The 22007-nt window shown below is 69.0% G+C and carries 20 protein-coding genes and 2 pseudogenes; 16 read left to right on the top strand and 6 right to left on the bottom strand.

What is annotated here, in order from left to right; all coding sequences use genetic code 11:
* The first annotated feature begins 56 nt into the window (after positions 1-56).
* The 9 genes from HJD23_RS14325 (at position 57) to HJD23_RS14285 (ending at position 7401) form a co-directional block, all read left to right on the top strand.
* On the top strand, positions 57-1340 hold the full coding sequence (locus tag HJD23_RS14325) for a histidine kinase (RefSeq protein WP_171111662.1): 1284 nt from the start codon (positions 57-59) through the stop codon (positions 1338-1340).
* A 33-nt stretch (positions 1341-1373) separates the two neighbouring features.
* A complete protein-coding gene (locus HJD23_RS14320; RefSeq protein WP_171109999.1) occupies positions 1374-2126 on the top strand; it encodes a response regulator transcription factor in 753 nt (250 codons plus the stop codon).
* Between the two features lie 123 nt (positions 2127-2249).
* Positions 2250-2447: a hypothetical protein gene (locus tag HJD23_RS14315; protein WP_171110000.1), complete on the top strand. Its 198-nt coding sequence runs from the start codon at positions 2250-2252 to the stop codon at positions 2445-2447.
* Entirely contained in the window at positions 2444-3055 is a 612-nt protein-coding gene (locus HJD23_RS14310) for a pilus assembly protein TadG-related protein (RefSeq protein ID WP_171111664.1), read from the top strand. Before HJD23_RS14315 ends, HJD23_RS14310 begins: the two co-directional genes overlap by 4 nt.
* 16 nt (positions 3056-3071) lie before the next feature.
* Positions 3072-3656 carry a hypothetical protein gene (locus HJD23_RS14305; protein WP_171110001.1) on the top strand — a complete coding sequence of 195 codons (585 nt, stop codon included), beginning with the start codon at positions 3072-3074 and terminating at the stop codon, positions 3654-3656.
* A gap of 7 nt (positions 3657-3663) precedes the next feature.
* Positions 3664-4293, top strand: coding sequence for an OmpA family protein (locus HJD23_RS14300; RefSeq protein ID WP_171110002.1), 630 nt, complete (start codon positions 3664-3666; stop codon positions 4291-4293).
* A 193-nt stretch (positions 4294-4486) separates the two neighbouring features.
* Positions 4487-4981 (top strand): hypothetical protein, encoded by a 495-nt coding sequence (locus HJD23_RS14295; RefSeq protein ID WP_171110003.1) that lies wholly within the window; start codon positions 4487-4489, stop codon positions 4979-4981.
* A gap of 12 nt (positions 4982-4993) precedes the next feature.
* Positions 4994-6808, top strand: a complete 1815-nt coding sequence (locus HJD23_RS14290) for an alpha/beta hydrolase (RefSeq protein ID WP_171110004.1) — start codon at positions 4994-4996, stop codon at positions 6806-6808.
* Positions 6809-6966: 158 nt separating this feature from the next.
* Positions 6967-7401, top strand: a complete 435-nt coding sequence (locus HJD23_RS14285) for a hypothetical protein (RefSeq protein ID WP_171110005.1) — start codon at positions 6967-6969, stop codon at positions 7399-7401.
* Between the two features lie 156 nt (positions 7402-7557).
* Here the strand turns inward: HJD23_RS14285 and HJD23_RS14280 are convergent, their stop codons facing one another.
* Together HJD23_RS14280 and HJD23_RS14275 are read right to left on the bottom strand one after the other, a co-directional pair.
* Positions 7558-7749, bottom strand: coding sequence for a hypothetical protein (locus HJD23_RS14280; protein WP_171110006.1), 192 nt, complete (start codon positions 7747-7749; stop codon positions 7558-7560).
* Between the two features lie 9 nt (positions 7750-7758).
* Positions 7759-8610 (bottom strand): annotated as a pseudogene (locus HJD23_RS14275) (helix-turn-helix transcriptional regulator).
* Between the two features lie 710 nt (positions 8611-9320).
* Here HJD23_RS14275 and HJD23_RS14270 point away from each other — a divergent pair.
* On the top strand, positions 9321-10805 hold the full coding sequence (locus tag HJD23_RS14270) for an alpha/beta hydrolase (RefSeq protein WP_171110007.1): 1485 nt from the start codon (positions 9321-9323) through the stop codon (positions 10803-10805).
* 500 nt (positions 10806-11305) lie between these two features.
* Positions 11306-12862 carry a pectate lyase gene (locus HJD23_RS14265; protein ID WP_171110008.1) on the top strand — a complete coding sequence of 519 codons (1557 nt, stop codon included), beginning with the start codon at positions 11306-11308 and terminating at the stop codon, positions 12860-12862.
* Positions 12863-13016: 154 nt separating this feature from the next.
* Here the strand turns inward: HJD23_RS14265 and HJD23_RS14260 are convergent, their stop codons facing one another.
* Positions 13017-13373 (bottom strand): DUF192 domain-containing protein, encoded by a 357-nt coding sequence (locus HJD23_RS14260; RefSeq protein WP_171110009.1) that lies wholly within the window; start codon positions 13371-13373, stop codon positions 13017-13019.
* 72 nt (positions 13374-13445) lie between these two features.
* Positions 13446-14636, bottom strand: coding sequence for a DUF418 domain-containing protein (locus tag HJD23_RS14255; protein WP_171110010.1), 1191 nt, complete (start codon positions 14634-14636; stop codon positions 13446-13448).
* A gap of 182 nt (positions 14637-14818) precedes the next feature.
* On the opposite strand from HJD23_RS14255, the gene HJD23_RS14250 reads away from it, so the two are divergent.
* Positions 14819-15691 (top strand): LLM class flavin-dependent oxidoreductase, encoded by an 873-nt coding sequence (locus HJD23_RS14250; protein WP_171110011.1) that lies wholly within the window; start codon positions 14819-14821, stop codon positions 15689-15691.
* Here HJD23_RS14250 and HJD23_RS14245 read toward each other — a convergent pair.
* Positions 15672-16181: a DinB family protein gene (locus HJD23_RS14245; RefSeq protein WP_171111666.1), complete on the bottom strand. Its 510-nt coding sequence runs from the start codon at positions 16179-16181 to the stop codon at positions 15672-15674. The two genes, HJD23_RS14250 and HJD23_RS14245, sit on opposite strands and share 20 nt — an antisense overlap.
* Before the next feature lie 87 nt (positions 16182-16268).
* Between HJD23_RS14245 and HJD23_RS14240 the strand changes: the two genes are divergently transcribed.
* Positions 16269-17072, top strand: coding sequence for a class I SAM-dependent methyltransferase (locus HJD23_RS14240; protein ID WP_171110012.1), 804 nt, complete (start codon positions 16269-16271; stop codon positions 17070-17072).
* 8 nt (positions 17073-17080) lie between these two features.
* Here the strand turns inward: HJD23_RS14240 and HJD23_RS14235 are convergent.
* Positions 17081-17844 (bottom strand): annotated as a pseudogene (locus HJD23_RS14235) (crosslink repair DNA glycosylase YcaQ family protein).
* 561 nt (positions 17845-18405) lie between these two features.
* Here HJD23_RS14235 and HJD23_RS14230 point away from each other — a divergent pair.
* The 3 genes from HJD23_RS14230 to HJD23_RS14220 all read left to right on the top strand — a co-directional run bounded on the left by HJD23_RS14230 (position 18406) and on the right by HJD23_RS14220 (position 21933).
* The gene (locus tag HJD23_RS14230) at positions 18406-19179 is read left to right on the top strand and encodes an isoprenyl transferase (protein WP_171110013.1); all 774 of its coding nucleotides are present in this window, start codon (positions 18406-18408) and stop codon (positions 19177-19179) included.
* 313 nt (positions 19180-19492) lie between these two features.
* Entirely contained in the window at positions 19493-20818 is a 1326-nt protein-coding gene (locus HJD23_RS14225) for a PhoH family protein (RefSeq protein WP_171110014.1), read from the top strand.
* A 401-nt stretch (positions 20819-21219) separates the two neighbouring features.
* The gene (locus tag HJD23_RS14220) at positions 21220-21933 is read left to right on the top strand and encodes a transglycosylase SLT domain-containing protein (RefSeq protein ID WP_171110015.1); all 714 of its coding nucleotides are present in this window, start codon (positions 21220-21222) and stop codon (positions 21931-21933) included.
* The last annotated feature ends 74 nt before the right edge of the window (positions 21934-22007 follow it).

The following is a 22007-nucleotide window of genomic DNA, read 5'->3' as shown; positions in this document are numbered from 1 at the left end:
CGATCACGCCGACGCCGCCGGTGGGGTGGGTGCGGGAGGGACCGTCGGGACTGACCATGGCGCACGAACGGAAAGCCGCCGATGGCGCTGAGCACCCACAGGGGCCACCCGCACTGTCGATCCAGCTCAACGCACTCCAGGCAATGTGCCGCCAGGTCTTCGGGTTCCGCCTGGCCATGATCGCCCTGGCCGCCCCAGCAGCCCTCCTCAACGCCTCCCCCGGCATCGGCGTACGCCTGGTCGGCGCAGCAGTCGTAGTCACCTTCATGGCCTCCTACGTCCTCTTCAGGGACTGGGAACGCTTCGGCCCCTTACTCCTCCGCCACCCCACCCTCCTGGCCCTGGACACCCTCGTAGGCTCCTTCCCCCTCATCTCCGCAGGCCCCGACAGCACCCTGGCCTACGTCAGCGTCTGCACCCCCCTCCTCGCCGGCCTCGTCTACAGCTGGCGAGGCGCCGCGGTCTTCGCCTCCCTCCAGTCCCTGATCCTCCTCCTGGTCCACGCCACCCTCACGAAGACCCCCGACGCGACCCCCGCCGAAACCCTCCTCCTCCCCGGCCTCTGCGTGATCACGGGCGCCCTGGGCTCCACCCTCCGCAACCTCATGCTCCGCTTCGGCGAAGCCACCCACGCCCTGACCACAGTGCAGGCCCGCCTGGCCGTCACGGAGGCGGTGGCGGCGGAACGCGCCCGTCTGGCCCGCGAACTGCACGACTCGGTGGCCAAGACCCTGCACGGCGTGGCCCTGGCGGCGGACGGCCTGGCGGGTTCGGCCGACAAGCTGAACCCATCCCTGCTCAAACACCAGGCGGAGTTGGTGGCCCGCTCGGCCCGCAGAGCCGCAGCCGAGTCCCGCGAACTCCTCACGGACCTACGCCGCGTATCCGACCCGACGCACGGCACGGCGCTCCTCGCGGAACTGGCAGCCCGCACAGCGGACTTCACCACCCGCACCGGCGTCCCCGCCACCGTCCACCCCACCGGCGGCACGGCCGTACCCCCCGTCCCCCCGGCGGCGGCCCGCCAACTCCTCACGATCGCGGCGGAGGCCATGGAAAACGCCCACCGCCACGCAAGCCCCACCCGGATCGACGTAACGGCGGGCATCCACGGCGACCTGCTCGTCCTCAGCATCCACGACGACGGCCGCGGCCTCCCACCCGGAACCACCCTCGAACAACTCCGCCGAACAGGCCACTTCGGCCTGGTCGGCATGGTCGAACGCGCCGCCTCGGTAGGCGCCCGTATCCGCATCGGCCGGGGCAACCACCCCAAAGGCACGGAGGTACGCCTGGAACTCCCACTGGCGGCCCTCAACACCCACCACCACCCATCCTGACCCCCTACCCATCCACCCGAGAGGAGGCCGACGATGACATCCCTGCGTGTGGTCGTGGCCGACGACAACCCCGTGGTCCGCGCGGGCCTCACCGCGCTCCTCTCGGGCCGTGAGGACATCACGGTCGTGGCGGAGGCGGCGGACGGCCGAGAGGCGTACGAGGCGGCCAGGGCCCACCACCCCGACGTGATCCTCCTGGACGTCCGCATGCCGGGCGTGGACGGCATCGCGGCGCTCCCGTACCTCGTGAAGCTTGCCCCCGTCGTCATGCTCACCTACAGCCGCGAGCCGGAGATCGTCGAGGAGGCGCTGCGGCGAGGGGCGGACGGTTACCTGGTCCACGGTGAGTTCACGGCGGACCAACTGGTGGCGGCGGTACGGGACATCGAGCAGGGCAGGCCGCACTTCACCCCGACGGCGGCGGGGGCGCTGCTCGCCCAGCTCAGAGGCACGCAAAGTGCGACTGCAAACTCCGAACCCCATACCTCGCCAGAACGCTCCCCCGTGGGGCTGGGCCGTACCCCAACACCCCCTATTTCTCCGGAAAACCTTTCGCAAGTGCAACCGGCTATGGCACAGTCGTCGTCATACCGGTCACGGTTCCAACTCAGCGCGAGGGAGGCGGAGATCATGGACCTCATCGCATCCGGCATGAACAACCAGCACATCGCCGCCACGTGCTTCATCAGCGAGAAGACGGTCAAGAACCACATCAACCGCATCTTCGCCAAGCTCCACAGCACCAGCCGCTCGGAAGCCACGGCGAAGTGGCTGGGGTTGGGGTGACGACGATGGACCGTCCGTCAGCGCAAGATTGGGCCCACGATTGGGCCCCGGGGCCCTCTGCCAACCCTGGTGTTCCGCCGTACGCTCCCGGCACCGAAGCCGAGTCACCCGGAGGGGAACGCCATGAACAACTGGATGAACACCACGGTCTCGCACCTTCGCGCCCGCGTCGCCCGCAACGACAAGGGGCAGACGGCGGTGGAGTATCTGGGGATCATTGCGGTTGTCGTGGCGATTGTGTTGGCGATTACGGGGACGGATATCGGCAACACGATCTACACCGCGATCACCGACAAGATCGCAGAGGTCGTAGGCGGCTGACACGGCCGAGCAGGTACGACGACACAGGGCAGGCCTTCCCCATCTACATCACGGTGGTGGCGGGCCTGCTCTTTCTCGCATTCGCGTACCTGGCGGTCGGCCAGGCCGGGGCGACTCGCAATGAGGCTCAAACGGCTGCGGACGCGGCGGCGCTCGCAGCAGCCCAGGATCTCCGGGACCAGCTCGGGGACCAGTGGCTGGAGAACGTGTTGGACCCGGACTCGTGGCCAGGCATCTTCGACGGCAACGTGGGGGCTGCCAACTCCTGCTGGCGCGCAGATCAGCTTGCCGCGCAGAACGACGCGCGAGTAACTGGCTGTGACCGGGAACTCCTCGGCTACACGGTCGACATCGAGACCACTGAGCCCGTCGGAGACACCATCGTGCCCGGCACGGAGGACATGCACGCGGCGGCAACCGCCACGGCCGTCATCGAGCCGCGCTGCACCTTCGAACTCCCCGGCGAGGACGCGGGAGACGACGTCCTGCCGACCCTCAACTGCAAGGACAGAGACTGGAACCTGGACCCGGAGGACCTCGACATCCTGCCGGAACCTGAGGAACTTTTCGACGTCCACCTGGCCGAGTCGCAAGCGAACGACGAGTGATGAAGGAAGCGGAGTCATGAGCATTCGGTTCACGACGAAGGCCCGCAAGGGGATGGTCGCATTGACCGTCGCGGCCGGATTGGCCCTCGGTGTGGCCGGCTGTGGTGGTGGCGGTGGCAGCGAGGACGAGAAGCCGGACAGTTCGGCCTCCGCTTCACAGGACAGGGGATCCCAGCCGAGCGCCCAGGAGGGCCAGGACGAGGTACCACTGGCGGAGCTGAAGGGTTCGAACGGCCTGCTCCTCCAGATCACCTCAGCTCAGCGTGACGCGGGAGGCTTTGTCACGGTAAGTGGCAACCTGAAGAACGACGGTGCCGAGCGAGTCACTGTGAACGGTGCGGTAAGGGGCAACGAGACCGAGATTCTTCGGCACGGAATGTCACTCGGCGGTGCGACCCTCGTCGATAGCAAGGACAAGAAGCGCTACTACGTGTTGCGCGACACGGACGGCCGCCCACTGACGACCACAGGCTTCTCCTCGCTCAAGGCGGGCGAGTCCCTGGCTGTATTCATGCAGTTCCCGTCTCCGCCTACCAGCAGCGCCGAAGTCGCGCTGCAGTTGCCGACCTTCGCCAGCGCCACCATCACGATCTCCGGGTGAGGCCAAGATGACCGCAACCTCACGCCTCCCCCTGACTCTCACCACCGCCACATTCCTCCTCGCCACGACCCTCACCACCACCACAACAGCCCACGCCAAAGACGACCCCAGCGTCCCCCCAGGCACCGAAGCCACCGCCTCCGCCCCCGTCGAAGTCGACCCCAACGACCCCGACCTCAAGCTTCCGGAAGGCGCCACCCTCGCCGAACCCAAAGTCCTGGACATCAAGCAGGTCGTAGAAGACCAGAGCGGCGACGAACGCCGCGAGGACACCAACGCGGACGTCAAGTTCGCCCTCCAGGCCGAAGTCCTGTTCGGCAAGGACAGCGCAAAGCTCAGCGCCGAGTCGAAGGCCCGCATCTCCGCGATCGCCGAGGAGATCAAGACCCAGAACGCCACAAAGGTCCGCGTCTTCGGCTTCACGGACAACCTCGGTTCCTCCGCCCACGGCGACGCCCTGTCCCGCCGCCGCGCCAACGCCGTACACGACGTCCTCGACTCAGAGCTCAACGACCCCAACATCACCTTCGAGGTACGCGGCTACGGCGAGCAGTACCCCATTGCCGACAACTCAACGGAGTCCGGCCGCAAGAAGAACCGCCGGGTGGAGGTGTCCTTCCCGCGCACAGACAGCTGATGCGACGGCGATGACCCCCGAGCAGATCAAGACCTGGTCACCGCATGAGTACAGATACTCAGGTGCCGTGGTCGCCGGCGCGGATGGGGCCGTGAGGAAAGGCCGCTACCGTACCCCTCGATCACCACAACGTCGCTGTCGCGCGTTCGCATCAGCTCATTGGCGCACGACAGGACACGGGGAGAGGGCACACATGGCGTGGGATGAGTGGGAGCAGCTCAAGACCGCGGCGGTCGAGCGCCACTCTGCGCAGATGCAGCTCAATCAGCTGTCGGCCGATCAGCAGGCTTCGGGCTCGGACGGCAGCGGTGGTCGCGGAGGGCCCTGGGACAGCGGCGGTGGTTCCGGCACGCTCAGGTCCGTCAAGGCCGCGTGGACCAAGGCGGGTGAAGGTGTCGGCTCGTTGCGGGAGAGCATCAGCCAGGCACTCGCGAATCTGGAGGAGGGCCAGACGGGCCTCGGCAAGGATCACGGATGCCTGACAGCTGCTGCCCAGCGGGACGTCTACGAGTCCTGGCAGCGCTACGTCAAGAGCGTGAGCGGTCGGTGTGGCGCACTGGCGGAGATCCTTGAGAAGACGGGCAGCGACCAGCTGAAGACCGACGAGGCGGTCAAGGCGGAGATCGCGAAGCTGAAGATCGAGTACGAAGACACGCCCGCTCTCGGCGGTCAGGCCAAGGGCCGGTGATCGGGGGGAGCCATGGACTACGCGACGTTGAAAGCCCTCAAGCCAACCGAGTTCTCGGATGCGGCGGACGGGTTCCGCAGAACGGGCGACATGGCCAGTGCGGCCCAGGACCGTATTGAGAAACAGATCACCGCAGCCATGCGGAAGTCCCTGGAGGGCGAGGCCGCGAACGCAGCGCTGGGCCAGTTACGGGAACTGGCGGAGAACTTCCACTACACCCGGGTCGAATGCGGTCTGATCAGCACGGCGCTCGACGGGTTCGCGTACGACCTGGAGGCGGCCAAGAAGAAGCTGGACGCGGCGGTCGAGGGTGCACAGGCCGAGAGGTTCACCGTGAACTCCGACGGGTCGATCAACTATCCGCCGGGCGGGGAGAAGGTCGACGGCGAGCTTCCCAAGGGCGGCACGGTGACCGGCTTGACAGACGCGACGGCCTCCGCGCTGGGCCGTCAGGCCGCCAACTTCGATCCCAACCCCCATCACGGCCGCGCCCAGCAGTACGCCGACCAGATCGCCACCGCCCTCAAGGAGGCCACTGAGGCCGACGAGAAGTGGGCGCCGAAGCTGCGGGCGCTGAAGGCCGATGACGACCTGACGGTCTCCGACCGGGACTGGGCGGACGTGAAGAAGGACGCAGGCGGTGTCCTCAAGGTAGCCGGAGACTATCTGGACAGCATCAAGGAACCGCCCAAGGACGGCAGTCCGAAAGAGAACGCGGAGTGGTGGGACAGCCTTACCGCAGAGGAGCAGGCCGCCTACGTGGCCCTTCACCCCGCTGCTGTCGGTGCCCTCGACGGACTGCCGTCCGACATCCGTGACGAAGCCAACCGCGCGGTCCTGGCGGAGACCCAGGCGACGTATCAGCTGGAGCTGGCCTCCATTCCCCAGGAACCGAACAAGTTCGCGCCCAATCCCAACGGCAGCTATCCGGCCGTAGTCCAGACCCAGGCTTGGCAGGATTGGAACGAGAAATACGGGGAGCGGCACGCCTTCCTGACAAATTCTCTCAAGGGCATGAACGCCATCCAGAGTCGATTCGACGCCACTGGCAAGGACGGCCTGCCTCCGGCATACCTCCTCGGCTTCGACACCAAGGGCAATGGTCACGCGATGGTCGCCAACGGCAATCCGGACACGGCGGATCATACGGCGGTATACGTGCCGGGGACCAAGTCGCGGTTGGAGGGGGCCGGTGGAGACATCGGTCGAATGCAGGAAGTGTGGGACGCGAGCGATCAGCTGGCTCCTGGGGAGTCGGTGTCGACGATCACATGGATCGGCTACGACGCCCCGCAGAGCGTAGCCCCAGAAGCCATGGATAAGCACTGGGCCCACGAGGGAGCCCCCAAACTGAATCAGTTCCTCGACGGACTCCAAACCGTTCAGGGCGGCGCTGACGCCAGCCATACCACGGTGATTGGTCACAGTTACGGGTCCACCACCGTTGGTGCCGCATCGCAACAGGGCGACCTGGCCGCCGACGACATCGTGGTGGCGGGCAGCCCAGGCATGCTCGCCCCCGACGCGGACGATCTCGACGTCGGTAGGGACCACGTGTGGTCCGAGGCCGCGCGTGACGACCTTGTGCCGGTCGGTGGCAAGGTGGCCGGGCTCGGCGGCCTGAAGTGGGACGTCGAGACCTGGAACGGCGTGCCCTACAACGTTGGGTACGTCCAGGTCGTCCCCTCCGACGAAGCTTTCGGCGCCCACCGTATGGACGTGGACACAAGTGGGCACAGCGGCTACTGGGACCACGGTTCCCAGAGTCTCTGGAATCAGGCCGCGGTTGTTACTGGTCGCTACAACCAAGTCAAGGAAGACGATTGATCTCCCCTACCACCCTGCGGCGGAATTCACTGCGCTATGCCGGCCTGGCCGCGGCTGTTGCTCTGTCACTCCTCACGGCAGGATGTTCGAAAACGGTGAACAATACTGGACAATCTCCCACCCATGGATCTGCTGACTCTGCGGCTGCCACGGTCAATGTGGACGAGGCCCGCGAGAGGGCCAAGACCGTCTCCAGTGAGATTCACGACATGATCGGCATCCGGAAGGGAGAGGTAACCAAACGTGGTCCAGGCGTGTCGACATGCGAGGACGACCCAGAACACCTGTACAAGACTCGTCATCCATGGTCGCTCTACGGCGTCCCCGAGGAAGACCTCAAGCAAGGCTTCCAGCGCCTCAGGGATGCGCTCCCCAAGAATGGCTGGAAGATTGTGGACTATGGCCCGAACAGCAGCAAGGCCAAGTCCCTTGAACTCACGGCAGACTCAGAGACCGAACCCTATTCAGTGAACGCCGTACTGATCGTTTCTACGCCCACCAATCCCAACGAGAAACAGCCACTGCTCGCCGTAACCGTCGTCTCCGGCTGCTTCCGTGCGCCCGAGGGGACCAAACTCGACCAGGAGTTTTAGTCCGGCTCGTGATCTCCGAACCCAGCGGGCTTGCGGTCGCGATCCGCATCGTCTTTCTCGACGTCGCCTGGAGGCGGTGCCTGGTCCGCTTCGCCCGTGACGCCAGCGGCACCTCGTGCGATGGTCCGGGGAACGCCGGCCGGCCGAGCGCCCTCGCTACAACAGGTGGTCCGCCTTACCCGCCTTGATGTCCCGGATGAGGGTACGGAGGGCCTCGCGGGTATCGGTGAGGTGGCGGTCCTCTTGGCCGGCGACGGCGATGTAGGCGTTGCCTTCGGTGTCGGTGCCTATGCGGAAGCAGTTGGCGCCTTCGGCGCAGAAGGGTTCTTCCCAGGTGATGTCTGACATTGGGGATCCTCAGAGGTCGCTGGCGATACTGCGGACAAAATCGCGTGAGTCGGTTGACGAGAGCGAGGCTGCCTCCATCCAGTCCAAGTGGGCACGGTACTTTTCGAGTTGGGACTGGCCGTGGAGGAACTCGGGACCATGGGCCGAGTCGAGTTCCACGGTGTCGAGTTGCGGCACCACACCCTCTGCGTAGATCACCGCCTGCCCGGCTCCGGGGAATGCCCCGGCCTTGAACGGGATGACGCGTACGTCGATGTTCTCGCGCTCGGACAGTTAGCAGGGGTGGTCGAGCTGCCCCCGCATCACTTTGGCGCCACCGAACTCGACGCGCAGCGCGGCCTCGTGTACGTAGCCGACGTACGTGATCGGGACCTCCCGGTGCAGTACTTGCTGGCGCTGCATGCGCAGGGCGACGCGCAACTCGACCTCCATGGGGGACAGGGGCGGCAGCGCGGCGGCGAACAGGGTGCGGGCGTAGGCATCGGTCTGGAGGAGGCCAGGGACGTGCATGGCCAGACCGGCGCGCACCCCCTTCGCATGCCACTCCAGTTCGGCGATGTCCAGTAGTTCTGAGGGGAGTTGGCCCCGGTACACCTCCCACCACCCGCGCTTGCGGTCCCCGGCCATGTCGGCCAGCGCGTCGACGTACGCGGTGTCGCGGCAGTCATAGTTGCAAGCCAGGGTCTTCAAACGATCCGGAGAGATGGCCCGAACGCCTGCCTCGATGTTGGAGATCTTCGTCCTGTCGAGGCCCAGCAGCCCTGCCGCGTACTCCGTGGACACCTCCGCCGAGAGACGTATCTTCCGTAGCTCTGCGCCAAGTCGCTTCTGACGTTCGGTGGGTGTTGCCCTCGGCGGCATGTGCACTTCCTCCAGTGGTCGCGGCGCCAGTGTGCCCCTTGCGCGTCCGCCTCCGCCGCCAACGGAAGCGCATCACGCGTGCCCGCCCGCACCCTCCTCCCCTGGGAGGGGCGGGCCGCGTCAGGGAGACGAGCCACCGAGCGGAGCCAAGTCGCCTACTGACTCCCGCAGTTTCCATGTCCGCAAGCCTGACGTCCTGCCCGGTCGCCCCCGCCCGCGTCGATCTCCCGTCCACACCCCCGCCTCCCGAGGCCCTCTCCTACAGCCTCACCCTCCTCGCCGCCCCGCCCACCCCGGCGATCGCCCGCGCTGCGACCCGTACGATCCTCAAGGCGCACTGCCTGGAGGACGTGACCGACGCGGCGGTGCAGGTGGTGAGGGAACTGGCCGCTCTACGACAGTTATCCCCGCCACACCCACCCCCGCCTGGCGGCGGCCTGCGAGGCGCGACGCCGGGCGGCGTTGCGGGTGCTGGCCTGTGTGGTGCGGGCGTGCGAGGGCGATTGGGGGTTCGGGGAGGCGCGCGAGCCGGGTGGCCGCACGCGTATGTGGGCGCCCTGCGCCCCGATCGCCCCTGAGCGGTCCCCGACCCGACCCCGAAAAGACCCTGACAGGGGCACCACGTGGGCGGCAGTGCACCTAACGTGACGGCGGTGCCCCGGCCGGGTCCGCACGCCCTGACACAACCGCTCTCTTCACGAGGAGGATCCATGCCGTTAACGGGCAGATCCGCACTGCGGCGCATCGCCGCGCGGGGCACGACCATGGCCGTGGGAGCCGCCATGGCCGTCATCACCGGCCTCGCCGCCGCTCCTGCGGTCCACGCGTCGCCGCCTGCCACCGGGGCCCTGCGGTGGGCACCGTGTGACGACCCGGCGAAGCCGGGAGCGGAGTGCGCCACTCTTTCGGTGCCGGTCGACTGGGCCCACCCGGACGGGCCGAGACTCGACCTGGCTGTGGCCCGCCGCAAGGCCACCGACCCCGGCGAACGCGTCGGCTCGATGGTGTTCGGCCCCGGTGGGCCGGGCGACTCGGGTGTGGAGATGGTGGTGCGCCGCATCAGCCGGTTCAGCCCCGAGGTCCGCCGCAGGTTCGACATCGTCAGCTTCGACCCGCGCGGCGTGGGCGGCAGCAACCCGGTGACCTGCTCCGGCGACCTGCTTGCCGAGCGGCCTTCCCCGGAGCTGAAGAGCCAGGCGGACTTCGACGCCACCATGGCGTACAACAGGCGGCTCCGTGCCGACTGCCGGGCCCGTACCGGCCCGGTGCTCGACCACCTTGACACCGCCCAGACGGTCCGGGACTTGGACGCCCTCCGGGCCGCCCTCGGCGAGCGGAAACTGACCTTCCACGGAAGCTCGTACGGCACGCTGCTCGGGGCGCAGTACGCCGAGACCTACCCGCGCCGCGTGCGCGCGATGGTGCTGGAGAGCGTCATGGATCACAGCGTCCCGACCACCCGCGACTTCCTGCAGTCCGCGGCGGCCACGGCAGAGGATTCATTCCAGGAGTTCGTGAAGTGGTGCGACGGTGCCGCGGACTGCGCGCTGCACGGCCGAGACGTCCGCGCCGTCTGGCAGGGGCTGTTGGCCCGGGCCGGTCGCGGCGAGCTGGAGGATCCGGCGAAGCCGGGCACCTCGCTGTCGTCTTCGGACCTGGTCAACAAGATCGCGTTCCGGAAGTTCTACGGGGCCGACTACGCGGGCCTGGCCACGGCGATCGCGGGGATGGACGCGAGCAAGCCGCTGCCCGCGTCGCCCACTTCGGTAGCGCCGCTGCCTCCGGCCACCCCGGTCTTCTGCGCGGACTGGCACCTGCCAGTGCGGGACTACCGTGAGTACGCCTCACTTGTCGCCATGATGAACAGGACCGCGCCTGACCTGCCTCACCTGCTGCCGCTCCACATGGCAGCGGCATGTCTGGGCGCGCCGACCGCCAACCCACAGCACCGCCTGAACGCACACGGCGCACCGCCGATCCTGGTGTCCAACGCGCTGCACGACCCCGCCACCGGCTACCCGTGGGCGGTCTCGGTGGCCCGGCAGCTCGGCCGCAGCGGCGTACTCCTCACCTACGAGGGCCATGGCCACGGCAGCGTCACCAGCGGCCCGTGTATGGAGGACGCCGTGGACAGCTACCTCACCGACCTGGCGGTCCCACCACGGGGCACCAGCTGCCCTGCCATGCCGTCCTGACAGCTTGCCGATCCGCCGGCATCGCCACACGCTTACGCGCCGAGGATGCGGATGCCGACTCGGGCGCAGTTTCGCCCAGTTCACGTTCATGATGCGGAGTCAGACGTTCCATAACTGCGCAAAGCCTTGCTGCCTCACGGGCGCCATCCTATTCTCCGGGCGAGAAACCGCTTTCCCGCTTGTCGGGGAACTGCTGCGGCGCCCCTCCTTCGTCGTCGTTGACGTGCGCAGATCCCGCGCCGACCCGGCGCGGATCCTGCATCCGCGTCGCGACGCATCCGCAGCCTGGGGGGCGTCGGCCAAGTTGAACCACCTTGCGTGACCTGGCGCGGCCTTCGCGTCGGGGAGTTCAGATAGCAGAACTTGGTTCGACGACCTGATCGACACGGACCGGCCGACTCGAGCAGCGCACCCGCACCGGCCCGAGCAGCGCCCCCTCCGGGACAGGCAACGGCACGCAGGAACGACCTGCGTCCGACGACGAACAGGACGGAGCGAGGATGAGACGATCACGAACAGTGCGGTTCCCCGCCGCACTGGCCACGCTGGCCCTCGCGGTCGCCGCGGCCGGCACGCTGCTGTCGATGCCCGAGGCGTCGGCCGCGACCGGCGGCGTCACCGGCTACGCCACCCAGAACGGCGGCACCACCGGCGGAGCCGGCGGTCAGACCGTACGGGCCACCACCGGAACCGCGATCCACGCGGCGCTGTGCAACCGGGCGAGCAGCAGCACCCCCATCACCATCCAGGTCGAGGGAACCATCAACCACGGCAACACCAGCAAGGTGTCGGGCGACAGTTGCAACACCGCCGACGACGTCATCGAGCTGAAGGAGATCAGCAACGTCACCATCGTCGGGGTCGGCAGTGGAGCCGTCTTCGACCAACTGGGCATCCACATCCGCGCATCCAGCAACATCATCATCCAGAACGTGACCGTCCGGAACGTCAAGAAGTCGGGCTCGCCCACCTCCAACGGCGGTGACGCCATCGGCATGGAGAGCAACGTCCGCAACGTCTGGGTGGACCACACCACGCTGGAGGCGTCGGGCGGGGAGTCGGAGGGCTTCGACGGCCTCTTCGACATGAAGAACAACACCCAGTACGTGACCCTGTCCTACAGCATCCTGCGCAACTCCGGCCGCGGCGGCCTCGTCGGATCCAGCGAGAGCGACACCTCGAACAGCTTCATCACGTACCACCACAACCGGTACGAGAACATCGACTCCCGTGTGCCCCTGCTGCGCGGCGGCATCGCCCACATCTACAACAACCACTACGCCGGCATCAACGACTCCGGCATCAACTCCCGCGCCGGGGCCCGCGCCAAGGTGGACCACAACTACTTCGAGGACTCCAAGGACGTCCTCGGCACCTTCTACACCGACGCGGCCGGCTACTGGCAGGTCAGCGGGAACATATACGACAACGTGACGTGGTCCAGCCCGGGCAGCGAGAACAACCCGGCCGGACCCGACCCGCAGTCCAACACCACCGTCAGCATCCCGTACTCCTACGCCCTCGACGCGGCCAGTTGCGTGCCGAGCGTCGTGAGCGCGACGGCGGGCGCCAACAAGGGCCTTCAGGTGTCGGACGGCAGCTGCTCCCCACAGCCGCCCACACCGACACCGACACCCACGCCCACGTCGACACCCACACCCACACCGACGCCGACGCCGACCCAGCCCAGCGGGACCAACCTCAGCATCGGAGCCGGCTCCGACGGGTCCAGCAAGGCCTCCGGCACGAGCTACGGCAACGTGCGGGACGGCGACATGAGCACCCACTGGTCGCCGTCCGGCTCGACCGGTTCCATCTCGATCAAGTGGGGCTCCGCCACCTCGGTTTCCAAGATCAACATCAGGGAGACACCGGGCAGCGCGGGCACCATCGGGTCCTGGCGGGTCATCAACCACGACACCGGCGCCGTCCTGACCTCCGGCAGCGGAGCGGGCGTCATCTCCTTCCCCCAGGTCTCACTGAGCAAGATCACCTTCGAGATCACCGGTTCGTCCGGTACCCCGCAGGTCGCCGAGTTCGAGACCTACGCCGGATAGCGGCACGCTCCTCCTGCCGCCCCCCCCGAGTGCGGCGGGGGAGGCGGCCAAGGGGCACCCGACCCGACCGTCCGATCACGAACCGGAAGCCCCAGGCCCGATCCGCCCCACGCCGCCTCCGATCACCGAGGCGCAAGCCCAGGCCCGATCCGCCCTACGTCGCCTCCACCGTCACCCTGACCCCCACACGCACCCCCCACCCCGCCATCACCCCGGCCTCCGCCTCCAGCACATGCCGCGCCCGCACCCGCGGCGCGCCCAGCCGCCCCGGCCTCATCGTGCGTACGGCGATGACGACCAGGTCCCGGTCGAGGTAGGCGACGTCGATCGGGATGCGCATCCGGAAGGTGTGGACGCTGTTCGCGGGGGACAGCAGGAGTGCGCCGTGCACCGCGTCCCGCCCGAGCAGTCCCCTCGTACGGGCCCGGTACGACGTCGCGATCTCCAACGGCACCGTCGCGCCCCCGTGCACGACCAGCTCCCCCCGCCCGTCCCGCCAACGCCGCCCCACGCCCACGCCCCCTCCGCCGTACGTCCGCCTCCGGTGTGCGAACCGACCGTATCGGCACTCCGCGAACCGGCCTCAGCGACGCAGCGCCCACCGCTGCACCGACTCCAGCGGCCCGTGCGAGAAGCGGCGCAGCCACAGGGTCGAGCCCGCAATGAGGAACGCGCAGATCAGCGCCCACATGGCCATCACCCACCATGGCCCACCGTCCGGTCCGAACCGCTCGGTCAGGCCGAGGCCGACGCCGTAGCAGAGCAGGGTGCACAGGACGTTCTGGAGGACGTACGAGGACAGGGCGGTGCGGCCGACCGAGGACAGGCCCTGGGTGACCGAGGCGGGGAGGCGGCCGCGGTCGAGTACGACGCCGATCAGGCCCAGGTAGCCGAGGGCGACCACCGGAGCCGCCACATAGCGGCCGAGGAAGAAGAAGTCCTCGCCGCCCAGGGTCAGCGCCGCGTTGAGCGGGACGCCAGCGCCCAGTCCCCAGACCGCCATCCGGGCGCGCAGCCGACGGCCACGGTCGGTCGGGGCGAAGGCGCCGGTGCGGTACAGGCTGACGCCGAGCAGGAAGAGGAAGACCAGCAGGCCGAAAGTGACGACCGGCTCCATACGCAGGGCGACGGCGTTCTCCAGGCGGAAGCCGATCTGGTCGGGCCAGCTGCCGTGCGCGTACAGGTCGACGGACTTCGCGGAGACCTGGCCCGGTCCGGAGTCGTCCGCCAGCAGGGCCAGCGTGATGAGGGACATCAGGGCCACGTGCAGGCTCACGGACGTCCACATCAGCACGCGTCGCAGCCGCTCGGAGCGTACGAGCAACCGCGCCACCAGCAGGGCCGTGACGGCGTACCCCATCAGCACGTCGAAGCCGAACACCAGCAGGAAGTGGAGCGTGCCCTCGGCGAAGAGGAACAAGGCGCGGGGGCGGTAGCCGCGCGGCCACGGGGCGCCGTGGCGCCGGGCGGAGTCGTACTGGATGGCCAGGCCCACGCCGAAGAGGATCGTCAGCATCGACAGGAACTTGCCGTCAGCCACAAACCGGAACAGCGCCTCCACCGGTTCGTCGAACGGATCCGCCACGGGCGCACCCTGCAGAAACGCCCACTCCGCACCCGGCGTGGCGAAGATCCACACGTTCGTCATCAGGGTGCCGAGGATCGCCACCCCGCGCAGGACGTCCAGCAGGGGCAGTCGGCCGCCCGTGGGGGAGGGGCGGGAGGCGGTGGCGTCCGTGGACGCACGCGTGCTGTTCGACGGGATACCAGCCATGCGTCCAGGCTCCCGGCCCGCCCCGCCCCGAACGTCCTGCGGCCGGACGAAAACGTCGTACATCCTTCGATGCAGGCACCGATCCCCCTCAACCCCGAGGTGAGCCGGGTGAGCCATGGGAACCAACGAGCCGACCGGGCAAATCAGTTGTCCGTTCACCGTACGGTGGGTAGGAAGGGCGCATGACCGCACTCGGCGCTGTGTTCCGTCCCCAACTGCCCCCCGAGCGGCTGCGCGCCCTCGCCCAACTGGCCGACGAGACCGGCCTCGACGAACTGTGGCTGTGGGAGGACTGCTTCCGCGAGGGCGGTGTCTCCACCGCCGCGGCCGCCCTGGCCTGGACCGACCGTGTCCGGGTCGGCGTCGGTCTGCTTCCCGTGCCGCTGCGGAACGTCGCCATCACCGCGATGGAGGCCGCCTCCCTGCACCGCATGTTCCCCGGCCGTCCGGTACTCGCCGTCGGGCACGGCGTGCAGGACTGGATGGGCCAGGTCGGCGCCCGCGCCGGCTCGCCGCTGACGCTGCTGCGCGAGCACCTCACCGCGCTGCGGGCGCTGCTGCGCGGCGAGCGGCTGACGACCGAGGGCCGGTACGTCAGGCTCGACGACGTCGCCCTCGACTGGCCGCCGCCGGGCCCGGTCGAGATCCTCGCCGGCGCCACCGGCCCGCGCACGCTCCAGCTGTCCGGCGAGGCGGCGGACGGCACGGTCCTCACCGCGGGCACACCCCCGGAGGGCGTACGCAGGGCCCGTCGGCTCATCGACGAGGGGCGGGCGTCGGCCGGCCGCACCGACCCGCACCGCGTCGTCGTCTACCTGCTCACCGCCACCGGCCCCGACGCCGACGCCCGCCTGCGTGCCGAACTCACCGCCGAGGGCCTCGCCGATGTCCCCGACCTCGGTGTCGCCGGGGACGCGGGGGCCGTCGCCAAGGCCGTCGAGCGGCTCACCGAGGCCGGTGCCGACACGGTGATCCTGCAGCCGACGGGCGACGAACCCGACCCCGAGGGCTTCGTCCGCTTCGCCGCGCGGGAGGTCAGGCCCCTGGTCCCGTAGCCGCCGCCGGGCGGTGGTCGCCCGTCGTGCCGTCTATGAGCTCGCGCAGGATGTCCATGTGGCCCGCGTGTCTGGCCGTCTCCTCGATCATGTGGACGATCACCCAGCGCAGGGACACGGGATACCCCCGCCATGCCGGGATGCCTGTGTCGTCCAGCGACAGCTCGGTGATCGTGCGGTCGGCGGCGGCGCGGGCACGGCCGTAGAAGTCGATGATCTGCCGGGTCGTCTCGCCCTGGTCGGCCCGCATGTCCTCGTTCTCGTACGGGTCGAACCACAGCGGCTCCACCTCGCGGCCGAAGGTCTCCACCAGCCAGCCGTACTCCACCGACCCAAGATGTTTCACCAGGCCGAGCAGGCTCGTGCCCGACGGTGTCATCGGCCTGCGCAACTGCTCGTCGTCCAGGCCCTCCAGCTTCCACAGCACCGCGTCCCGGTGCCGGTCCAGACTCGCGTGCAGCGTCGCCTTCTCGCCGTCCCGGTACGGCATGCCCGCCCCCTCGTTCGCCCCGCCCTCGTTCCCCATGCCAGGAAAATTAGCAGCGGCCACTGACAACGCCCTGCGACGATCAAGCGCATGCAACACGACCACCACACCACGCAACCTCGCCGCAGCTTCGAGGAACTCGTCGCCGAAGGGGCCGCCGTGCCCACCGAGGGCTGGGACTTCTCCTGGTTCGAAGGGCGGGCCACCGAGGCGCGGCCGTCGTGGCGGTACGCCGAGTCGCTCGCCGGGCGCCTCGCACGCGCGCGTGCCGCCCTCGACATCCAGACCGGCGGCGGCGAGGTCCTCGACTTCGCGCTCGGCGCCGCCGCGCACCCGCCCCGCCTGCTCGCCGCGACCGAGGGCTGGCCGCCGAACGTCGCCAGGGCCACCGCCCTGCTCCGCCCGCGCGGCGTCGTGGTCGTCGCCGCGCCGGACGACGCACCGCTGCCCTTCGCCGACGCCACCTTCGACCTCGTCTGCAGCCGCCACCCCGTCCAGTCCCACTGGGACGAGATCGCGCGCGTGCTCCGGCCCGGCGGCACGTACTTCGCCCAGCATGTCGGCCCCAGCAGCGTCTTCGAACTCGTCGAGTACTTCCTCGGGCCGCAGTCCGAGGAGGTGCGCGGGGCCCGCCATCCCGACCGCGAGCGCGCGGGCGCACAGGCGGCGGGACTGGAGGTCGTCGAGTTGCGCGCGGAGCGGCTGCGGATGGAGTTCCACGACATCGCCGCCGTCGTCCACTTCCTGCGCAAGGTGATCTGGATGGTCCCCGGCTTCACCGCCGAGGGGTACGAGGACAAGCTCCGTGCCCTGCACGAGCGGATCGAGACGGAGGGCCCCTTCGTGGCCCACAGCACCCGCCACCTGTTCGACGCCCGCAAACCGGCCGACTGAAGCAGGCCCTACGCGTGCGGCCCCGCCGTCACCTCGCCGATCACCAGGTCCGCCCCACCCCCGGCCGCCGGCACCGCCGCCACCCGCTCGGCCTGCTCCGCAAGCTCCCGCTCCTGCCGTGCCGTCAGCCTCCCCAGCGGCTCCACCGTGACCGTCGCGCGCCGTCCCTGGCGCCGCTGGTGCCACACCCGGCCACCACGCCGTCGACCAGCAGCAGCGGATAGTTGCCCGCCTGGCCCCGGGCCGGCGCCCGTTCGCGGGCGCGCCCCGGGAACAGCAGCTCGCGCGGCTGCGCGGCGATGCCGTACGCGTCGAAGTACGGCAGCAGCCGCACGCCCCGCACCGGCCCCTCCGGGAACTCCGTGTCGCCGGCCACTGCCGCCAGCCACTTCGCGAACTGCCGCGGGGCGGCCGGTCCGTAGGCGTGCAGATGGCGGCAGCACACGGCGCCCGACTGGCCGGCCAGGTGCAGCACCGTCCGCCGGCGCGGCCACAGCTCCTGCAGGGGCAGTTCGCGGATGTCGAGCAGATGGACGGTCCCGCGCGGGCCGTACGTCTTGATGAGCGAGCGTTCCTCCCAGAGGGCGGCGCGTACGTCCGCCCGCGTCACGCCGGTGGCCCGTACCCCCACCGACAGCTCGGCCGCGGACATCACCTGGGCGTGCGCCCCGCGCATCGCGGCGACGATGTCGGCCACCGGAGTATTGGCCGGCGCCGGATTGGCCAGGAACTGCCGTGCCAGTCGTCGGTCGCAGGCCTGGTCCCAGGTGATCCCTTTGCTCTTCACGGTGCGAGGGGCGAGCCCTGGCCAGGGTTTTCCACATTGTTATCAGCAGCGACTCGCGTCACCCCTGACACATCGAGTAAGTTCAGACCAAGGTAATTCGCGTGAGCAAAGCTGCGCGGGCGGCACCGCGCGGTGGAGGGGGCTGCGCGGTGCCCACTGCCCCCTCCCGGGTGTCAAGCCGTCGGCGGCGGGCGGGTCGCCCGTCAGAGGGACGCCGGAAAAGTCCTCCGCGTCCCCTGGGGCCGGGCCGTGAACAGGCCGTGAACCAGGCGTTCCGCGGCCACCGGCGCGTTGCCGGATGATTTCGGAGAGTAATTGTCTCGCGCCGATGCACGCAGCAGCCCTTACGAAGGGTTATGGTGGAAGCCCCCCCTCGGGCCGGTCCGTCTCCCCCCCACGGACCGGCCCGTTTTTTCTGCCTCAAACACCCGCTGGGGCGCTGTCGTACCGCACGCAGGGGTAGGCTTCGCCCTCGGGGACCGTCATACGGACAGGGGTTGCGCTCGACCGCACCTGTCCGATCCGTACGGAGGGGCTGACAATCACGTGAACCTGCGCGACAAGCTGCGCGGCCTGCTGGTCAGGCTGTACGCACGCCGGGTGGAAGGCCACCTGGACCACGCCCAGGTGCCCAAGCACATCGGCGTCATCGTGGACGGCAGCCGGCGCTGGGCGAAGGCGGCCGGCTCCACCCCTGTCGACGGTCACCGCGCCGGTGCCGAGAAGATCGAGGAGTTCCTCGGCTGGTGCACCGAGACGGACGTCGAGGTCGTCACCCTCTGGCTGCTGTCGACGGACAACTTCAACCGGCCCCCGGAAGAGCTCGGCCCCCTGCTCGGCATCATCGAGGACGTCGTCCGCGCCCTGGCCACCGACGGCCGCTGGCGCGTCCATCACGTCGGCGCGCTCGACCTGCTGCCGCCGGGGATGCAGACCACCCTCAAGGAGGCGGAGGAGTCCACCGCCCACATCGACGGGATACTCGTCAACGTCGCCATCGGCTACGGCGGCCGCCAGGAGATCGCCGACGCCGTACGGTCGATGCTCCTCGACGCCCATGAGAAGGGCACCTCCATGGAGGACCTCGCCGAGGCCGTCGACATCGACATGATCGGCCGCCACCTCTACACGGGTGACCAGCCCGACCCCGACCTGGTCATCCGCACCAGCGGCGAGCAGCGGCTGTCCGGATTCATGCTGTGGCAGACGGCCCACTCCGAGTACTACTTCTGTGAGGTCTTCTGGCCGGCCTTCCGCAAGGTCGACTTCCTGCGCGCCCTGCGCGACTACGCGGCGCGCCACCGCCGCTACGGCGGCTGACGGACCCACCCCGACCGCCCGGGACGTACGGCGCTTCACACGGAGTTCACCGGCACGCCGTCATATGCCGTGGCATGGCGGCGCGTTTTCGAGGGCATAAGGCAAGCAGGTCGACTCCCGAACCACGGGTGTCGGATCTCAGCGGACGGCACGGGGCCGTCCGCCCGGGAGGCCCCTTGCACCAGCCCGATCGTGCGGTCACAGCACGGACCCAGAGGCGAAAGGGCCGGTTCCGGCCCGTGCATCGAGGCCGGCAACCGGTCCAGATCGTCTCCGTCGCTCCCCGACCTCATCCGAGGGGGTACGTCCTTCCGTGGTGACCAGCACAAAGCGCCACAAGCCCGACCGGCGCACCTATGTTCTCGACACCAGCGTCCTGCTGGCCGACCCGAACGCTTTGAACCGCTTCGACGAGCACGAGGTCGTGCTCCCGGTCGTGGTGGTCACGGAGCTCGAGGCCAAGCGGCACCATCCCGAACTCGGCTACTTCGCCCGGCAGGCCCTGCGCCTGCTCGACGACTACCGCGTGCGGTACGGCCGTCTGGACGCCCCCATCCCGATCGGGGACCTCGGCGGAACGCTCCGTGTCGAGCTCAACCACTCGGACCCCAGTGTGCTGCCGACCGGCTACCGCCTGGGGGACAACGACTCCCGCATCCTCGCGGTCGCGCGGAACCTGCAGGCCGAGGGGTTCGACGTCACCGTGGTCTCGAAGGACCTCCCGCTTCGGATCAAGGCGTCCTCCGTCGGCCTGCTCGCCGAGGAGTACCGCGCCGAACTGGCCATCACGGACTCCTCCGGCTGGACCGGAATGTCCGAACTGACCCTGCCCGGTGAGCAGGTGGACATCCTCTTCGAGGAAGGCCACGTCTACGTCCCCGAAGTCGCCGACCTGCCCGTCCACACCGGCCTCACCATCCAGTCCGAGCGCGGCAAGGCGCTCGGACGGGTGACACCGGAGGGCAACGTCCGCCTGGTGCGCGGCGACCGGGAGGCGTTCGGCATCAAGGGGCGCAGCGCGGAGCAGCGGATCGCGCTCGATCTGCTGCTCGACGCGGACATCGGGATCGTGTCGATGGGCGGCCGGGCCGGCACCGGCAAGTCGGCGCTGGCGCTGTGCGCGGGCCTGGAGGCGGTCCTGGAGCGCCGCCAGCACGAGAAGATCATGGTCTTCCGCCCGCTGTACGCGGTGGGCGGGCAGGAACTGGGCTATCTGCCCGGCACCGAGGCCGAGAAGATGAGCCCCTGGGCGCAGGCGGTCTTCGACACGCTGTCCGCGGTCACCAGCCGCGAGGTCATCGAGGAGGTCACCGCGCGCGGGATGCTGGAGGTGCTCCCGCTCACCCACATCCGCGGCCGCTCGCTGCACGACGCGTTCGTGATCGTGGACGAGGCGCAGTCGCTCGAACGGAACGTCCTGCTGACCGTTCTGTCCCGAATCGGCGCGAATTCACGGGTCGTTCTGACGCACGATGTGGCACAAAGGGACAATTTGCGGGTGGGGCGGTACGACGGTGTGGTCGCCGTCGTGGAGAAGCTGAAGGGGCATCCGCTCTTCGCCCATGTGACCCTGACGCGGTCCGAGAGGTCCCAGATCGCGGCGCTTGTGACCGAAATGCTGGAGGACGGGGCGATCTGAGCCCCGTGTCCCATCTCGGGGCGGTTACGCGGTAGTTGGCGCCGTTCGGCAAAGGCTCAGAGCCTAGTCGGGCGGCGCCTTCGCGTGTCACGCTTTCTCGAAATCGCCAGGACCAAACGGCATGTGAGCTTTCACACGCAACTCGGAATTGCCTCGCGGTGTCGGGTTACGGCAGAGTCTCAATCCTGTCAGGCCCCGCATGCGACACACCTGTACCCCCAGCGGTACGGCACAACAGAGGCATCACAGCTAACTCCACAGCGTCGTCGTATGCCGCCCGAGCACCATGTGGCGCTCCTCAACCGGGAGTTGCCCACCGGGCCCGTGCCTTCCGTGACCCGCAGTTGGGGAGGCCAGTGCCAGGGGCACGATTGCGTCCGCCAGGGTCACCGAAGCGGGCGATGCTGGAAGGAAACCGTGTGAGCCGGATTTCGGTCCGGGGATTCGCAGTGGCCTCGGCCACCGCGGTCACCGCTGTCGGAAGCGTCGTCGGCGTTGCCTCGGGCAGCACCGCGCAGACCAATGACGCCGAGGCGACGGCAACCGACCTGACGCTCCTCGCGGACATACCCGCGGGCCAGCAGGCCCAGGTGCAGACCGCGTCCCTGACGCAGCAGGCCGACGTACAGGCCATCGCCGCGGACGCCAGCGCCAAGAAGGAAGCCGAGGAGGCGGCGCGCAAGGCGGCCGCCGAGACCGCGATCGCGAAGAAGGAGGCCGCCGAGAAGGCGGCCCAGGCAGCCAAGGAGCGCGAGGAGGCGGAGAAGGCGGCCAGCCGCTCCGCCAGCCGGGACGCGTCCGACTTCCCCGCCCAGGGGTCGTACACCATCGCCGAGATCCAGTCGATGGCGGCGGCGATGGTGCCGAGCGGGCAGTTCCAGTGCTTCAGCAACATCGTGGATCACGAGTCCGACTGGAACTACCGGGCGGTCAACCCCTCCTCCGGTGCCTACGGCCTCTTCCAGGCGCTGCCCGGCTCCAAGATGTCCTCCGTCGGCGCGGACTGGCAGACCAACCCGGCCACCCAGATCAAGTGGGGCCTCAACTACATGAACGAGCGCTACGGCAGTCCCTGTGACGCCTGGGCGTTCTGGCAGGCCAACCACTGGTACTGAGCCCCCGGTCGGGCAGCCTCCCACTCAACTTTTCCGAGCCCCTCGCCGTCCTTCGGTGAGGGGCTTCGGGCATG

Origin of the sequence: Streptomyces sp. Z423-1, assembly GCF_013009255.1 — a bacterium.
Lineage (GTDB): Bacteria > Actinomycetota > Actinomycetes > Streptomycetales > Streptomycetaceae > Streptomyces > Streptomyces gossypiisoli.
This window is presented reverse-complemented; position numbering and strand designations above follow the sequence as displayed.

Bases quoted from the DNA above. Each gene is read 5' to 3' on its own strand.
- HJD23_RS14325 (WP_171111662.1), top strand. From the start codon at position 57: ATGGCGCACGAACGGAAAGCCGCCGATGGCGCTGAGCACCCACAGGGG.
- HJD23_RS14320 (WP_171109999.1), top strand. From the start codon at position 1,374: ATGACATCCCTGCGTGTGGTCGTGGCCGACGACAACCCCGTGGTCCGC.
- HJD23_RS14315 (WP_171110000.1), top strand. From the start codon at position 2,250: ATGAACAACTGGATGAACACCACGGTCTCGCACCTTCGCGCCCGCGTC.
- HJD23_RS14305 (WP_171110001.1), top strand. From the start codon at position 3,072: ATGAGCATTCGGTTCACGACGAAGGCCCGCAAGGGGATGGTCGCATTG.
- HJD23_RS14300 (WP_171110002.1), top strand. From the start codon at position 3,664: ATGACCGCAACCTCACGCCTCCCCCTGACTCTCACCACCGCCACATTC.
- HJD23_RS14295 (WP_171110003.1), top strand. From the start codon at position 4,487: ATGGCGTGGGATGAGTGGGAGCAGCTCAAGACCGCGGCGGTCGAGCGC.
- HJD23_RS14290 (WP_171110004.1), top strand. From the start codon at position 4,994: ATGGACTACGCGACGTTGAAAGCCCTCAAGCCAACCGAGTTCTCGGAT.
- HJD23_RS14280 (WP_171110006.1), bottom strand. From the start codon at position 7,749: ATGTCAGACATCACCTGGGAAGAACCCTTCTGCGCCGAAGGCGCCAAC.
- HJD23_RS14270 (WP_171110007.1), top strand. From the start codon at position 9,321: ATGCCGTTAACGGGCAGATCCGCACTGCGGCGCATCGCCGCGCGGGGC.
- HJD23_RS14265 (WP_171110008.1), top strand. From the start codon at position 11,306: ATGAGACGATCACGAACAGTGCGGTTCCCCGCCGCACTGGCCACGCTG.
- HJD23_RS14255 (WP_171110010.1), bottom strand. From the start codon at position 14,636: ATGGCTGGTATCCCGTCGAACAGCACGCGTGCGTCCACGGACGCCACC.
- HJD23_RS14250 (WP_171110011.1), top strand. From the start codon at position 14,819: ATGACCGCACTCGGCGCTGTGTTCCGTCCCCAACTGCCCCCCGAGCGG.
- HJD23_RS14245 (WP_171111666.1), bottom strand. From the start codon at position 16,181: ATGCCGTACCGGGACGGCGAGAAGGCGACGCTGCACGCGAGTCTGGAC.
- HJD23_RS14240 (WP_171110012.1), top strand. From the start codon at position 16,269: ATGCAACACGACCACCACACCACGCAACCTCGCCGCAGCTTCGAGGAA.
- HJD23_RS14220 (WP_171110015.1), top strand. From the start codon at position 21,220: ATGCTGGAAGGAAACCGTGTGAGCCGGATTTCGGTCCGGGGATTCGCA.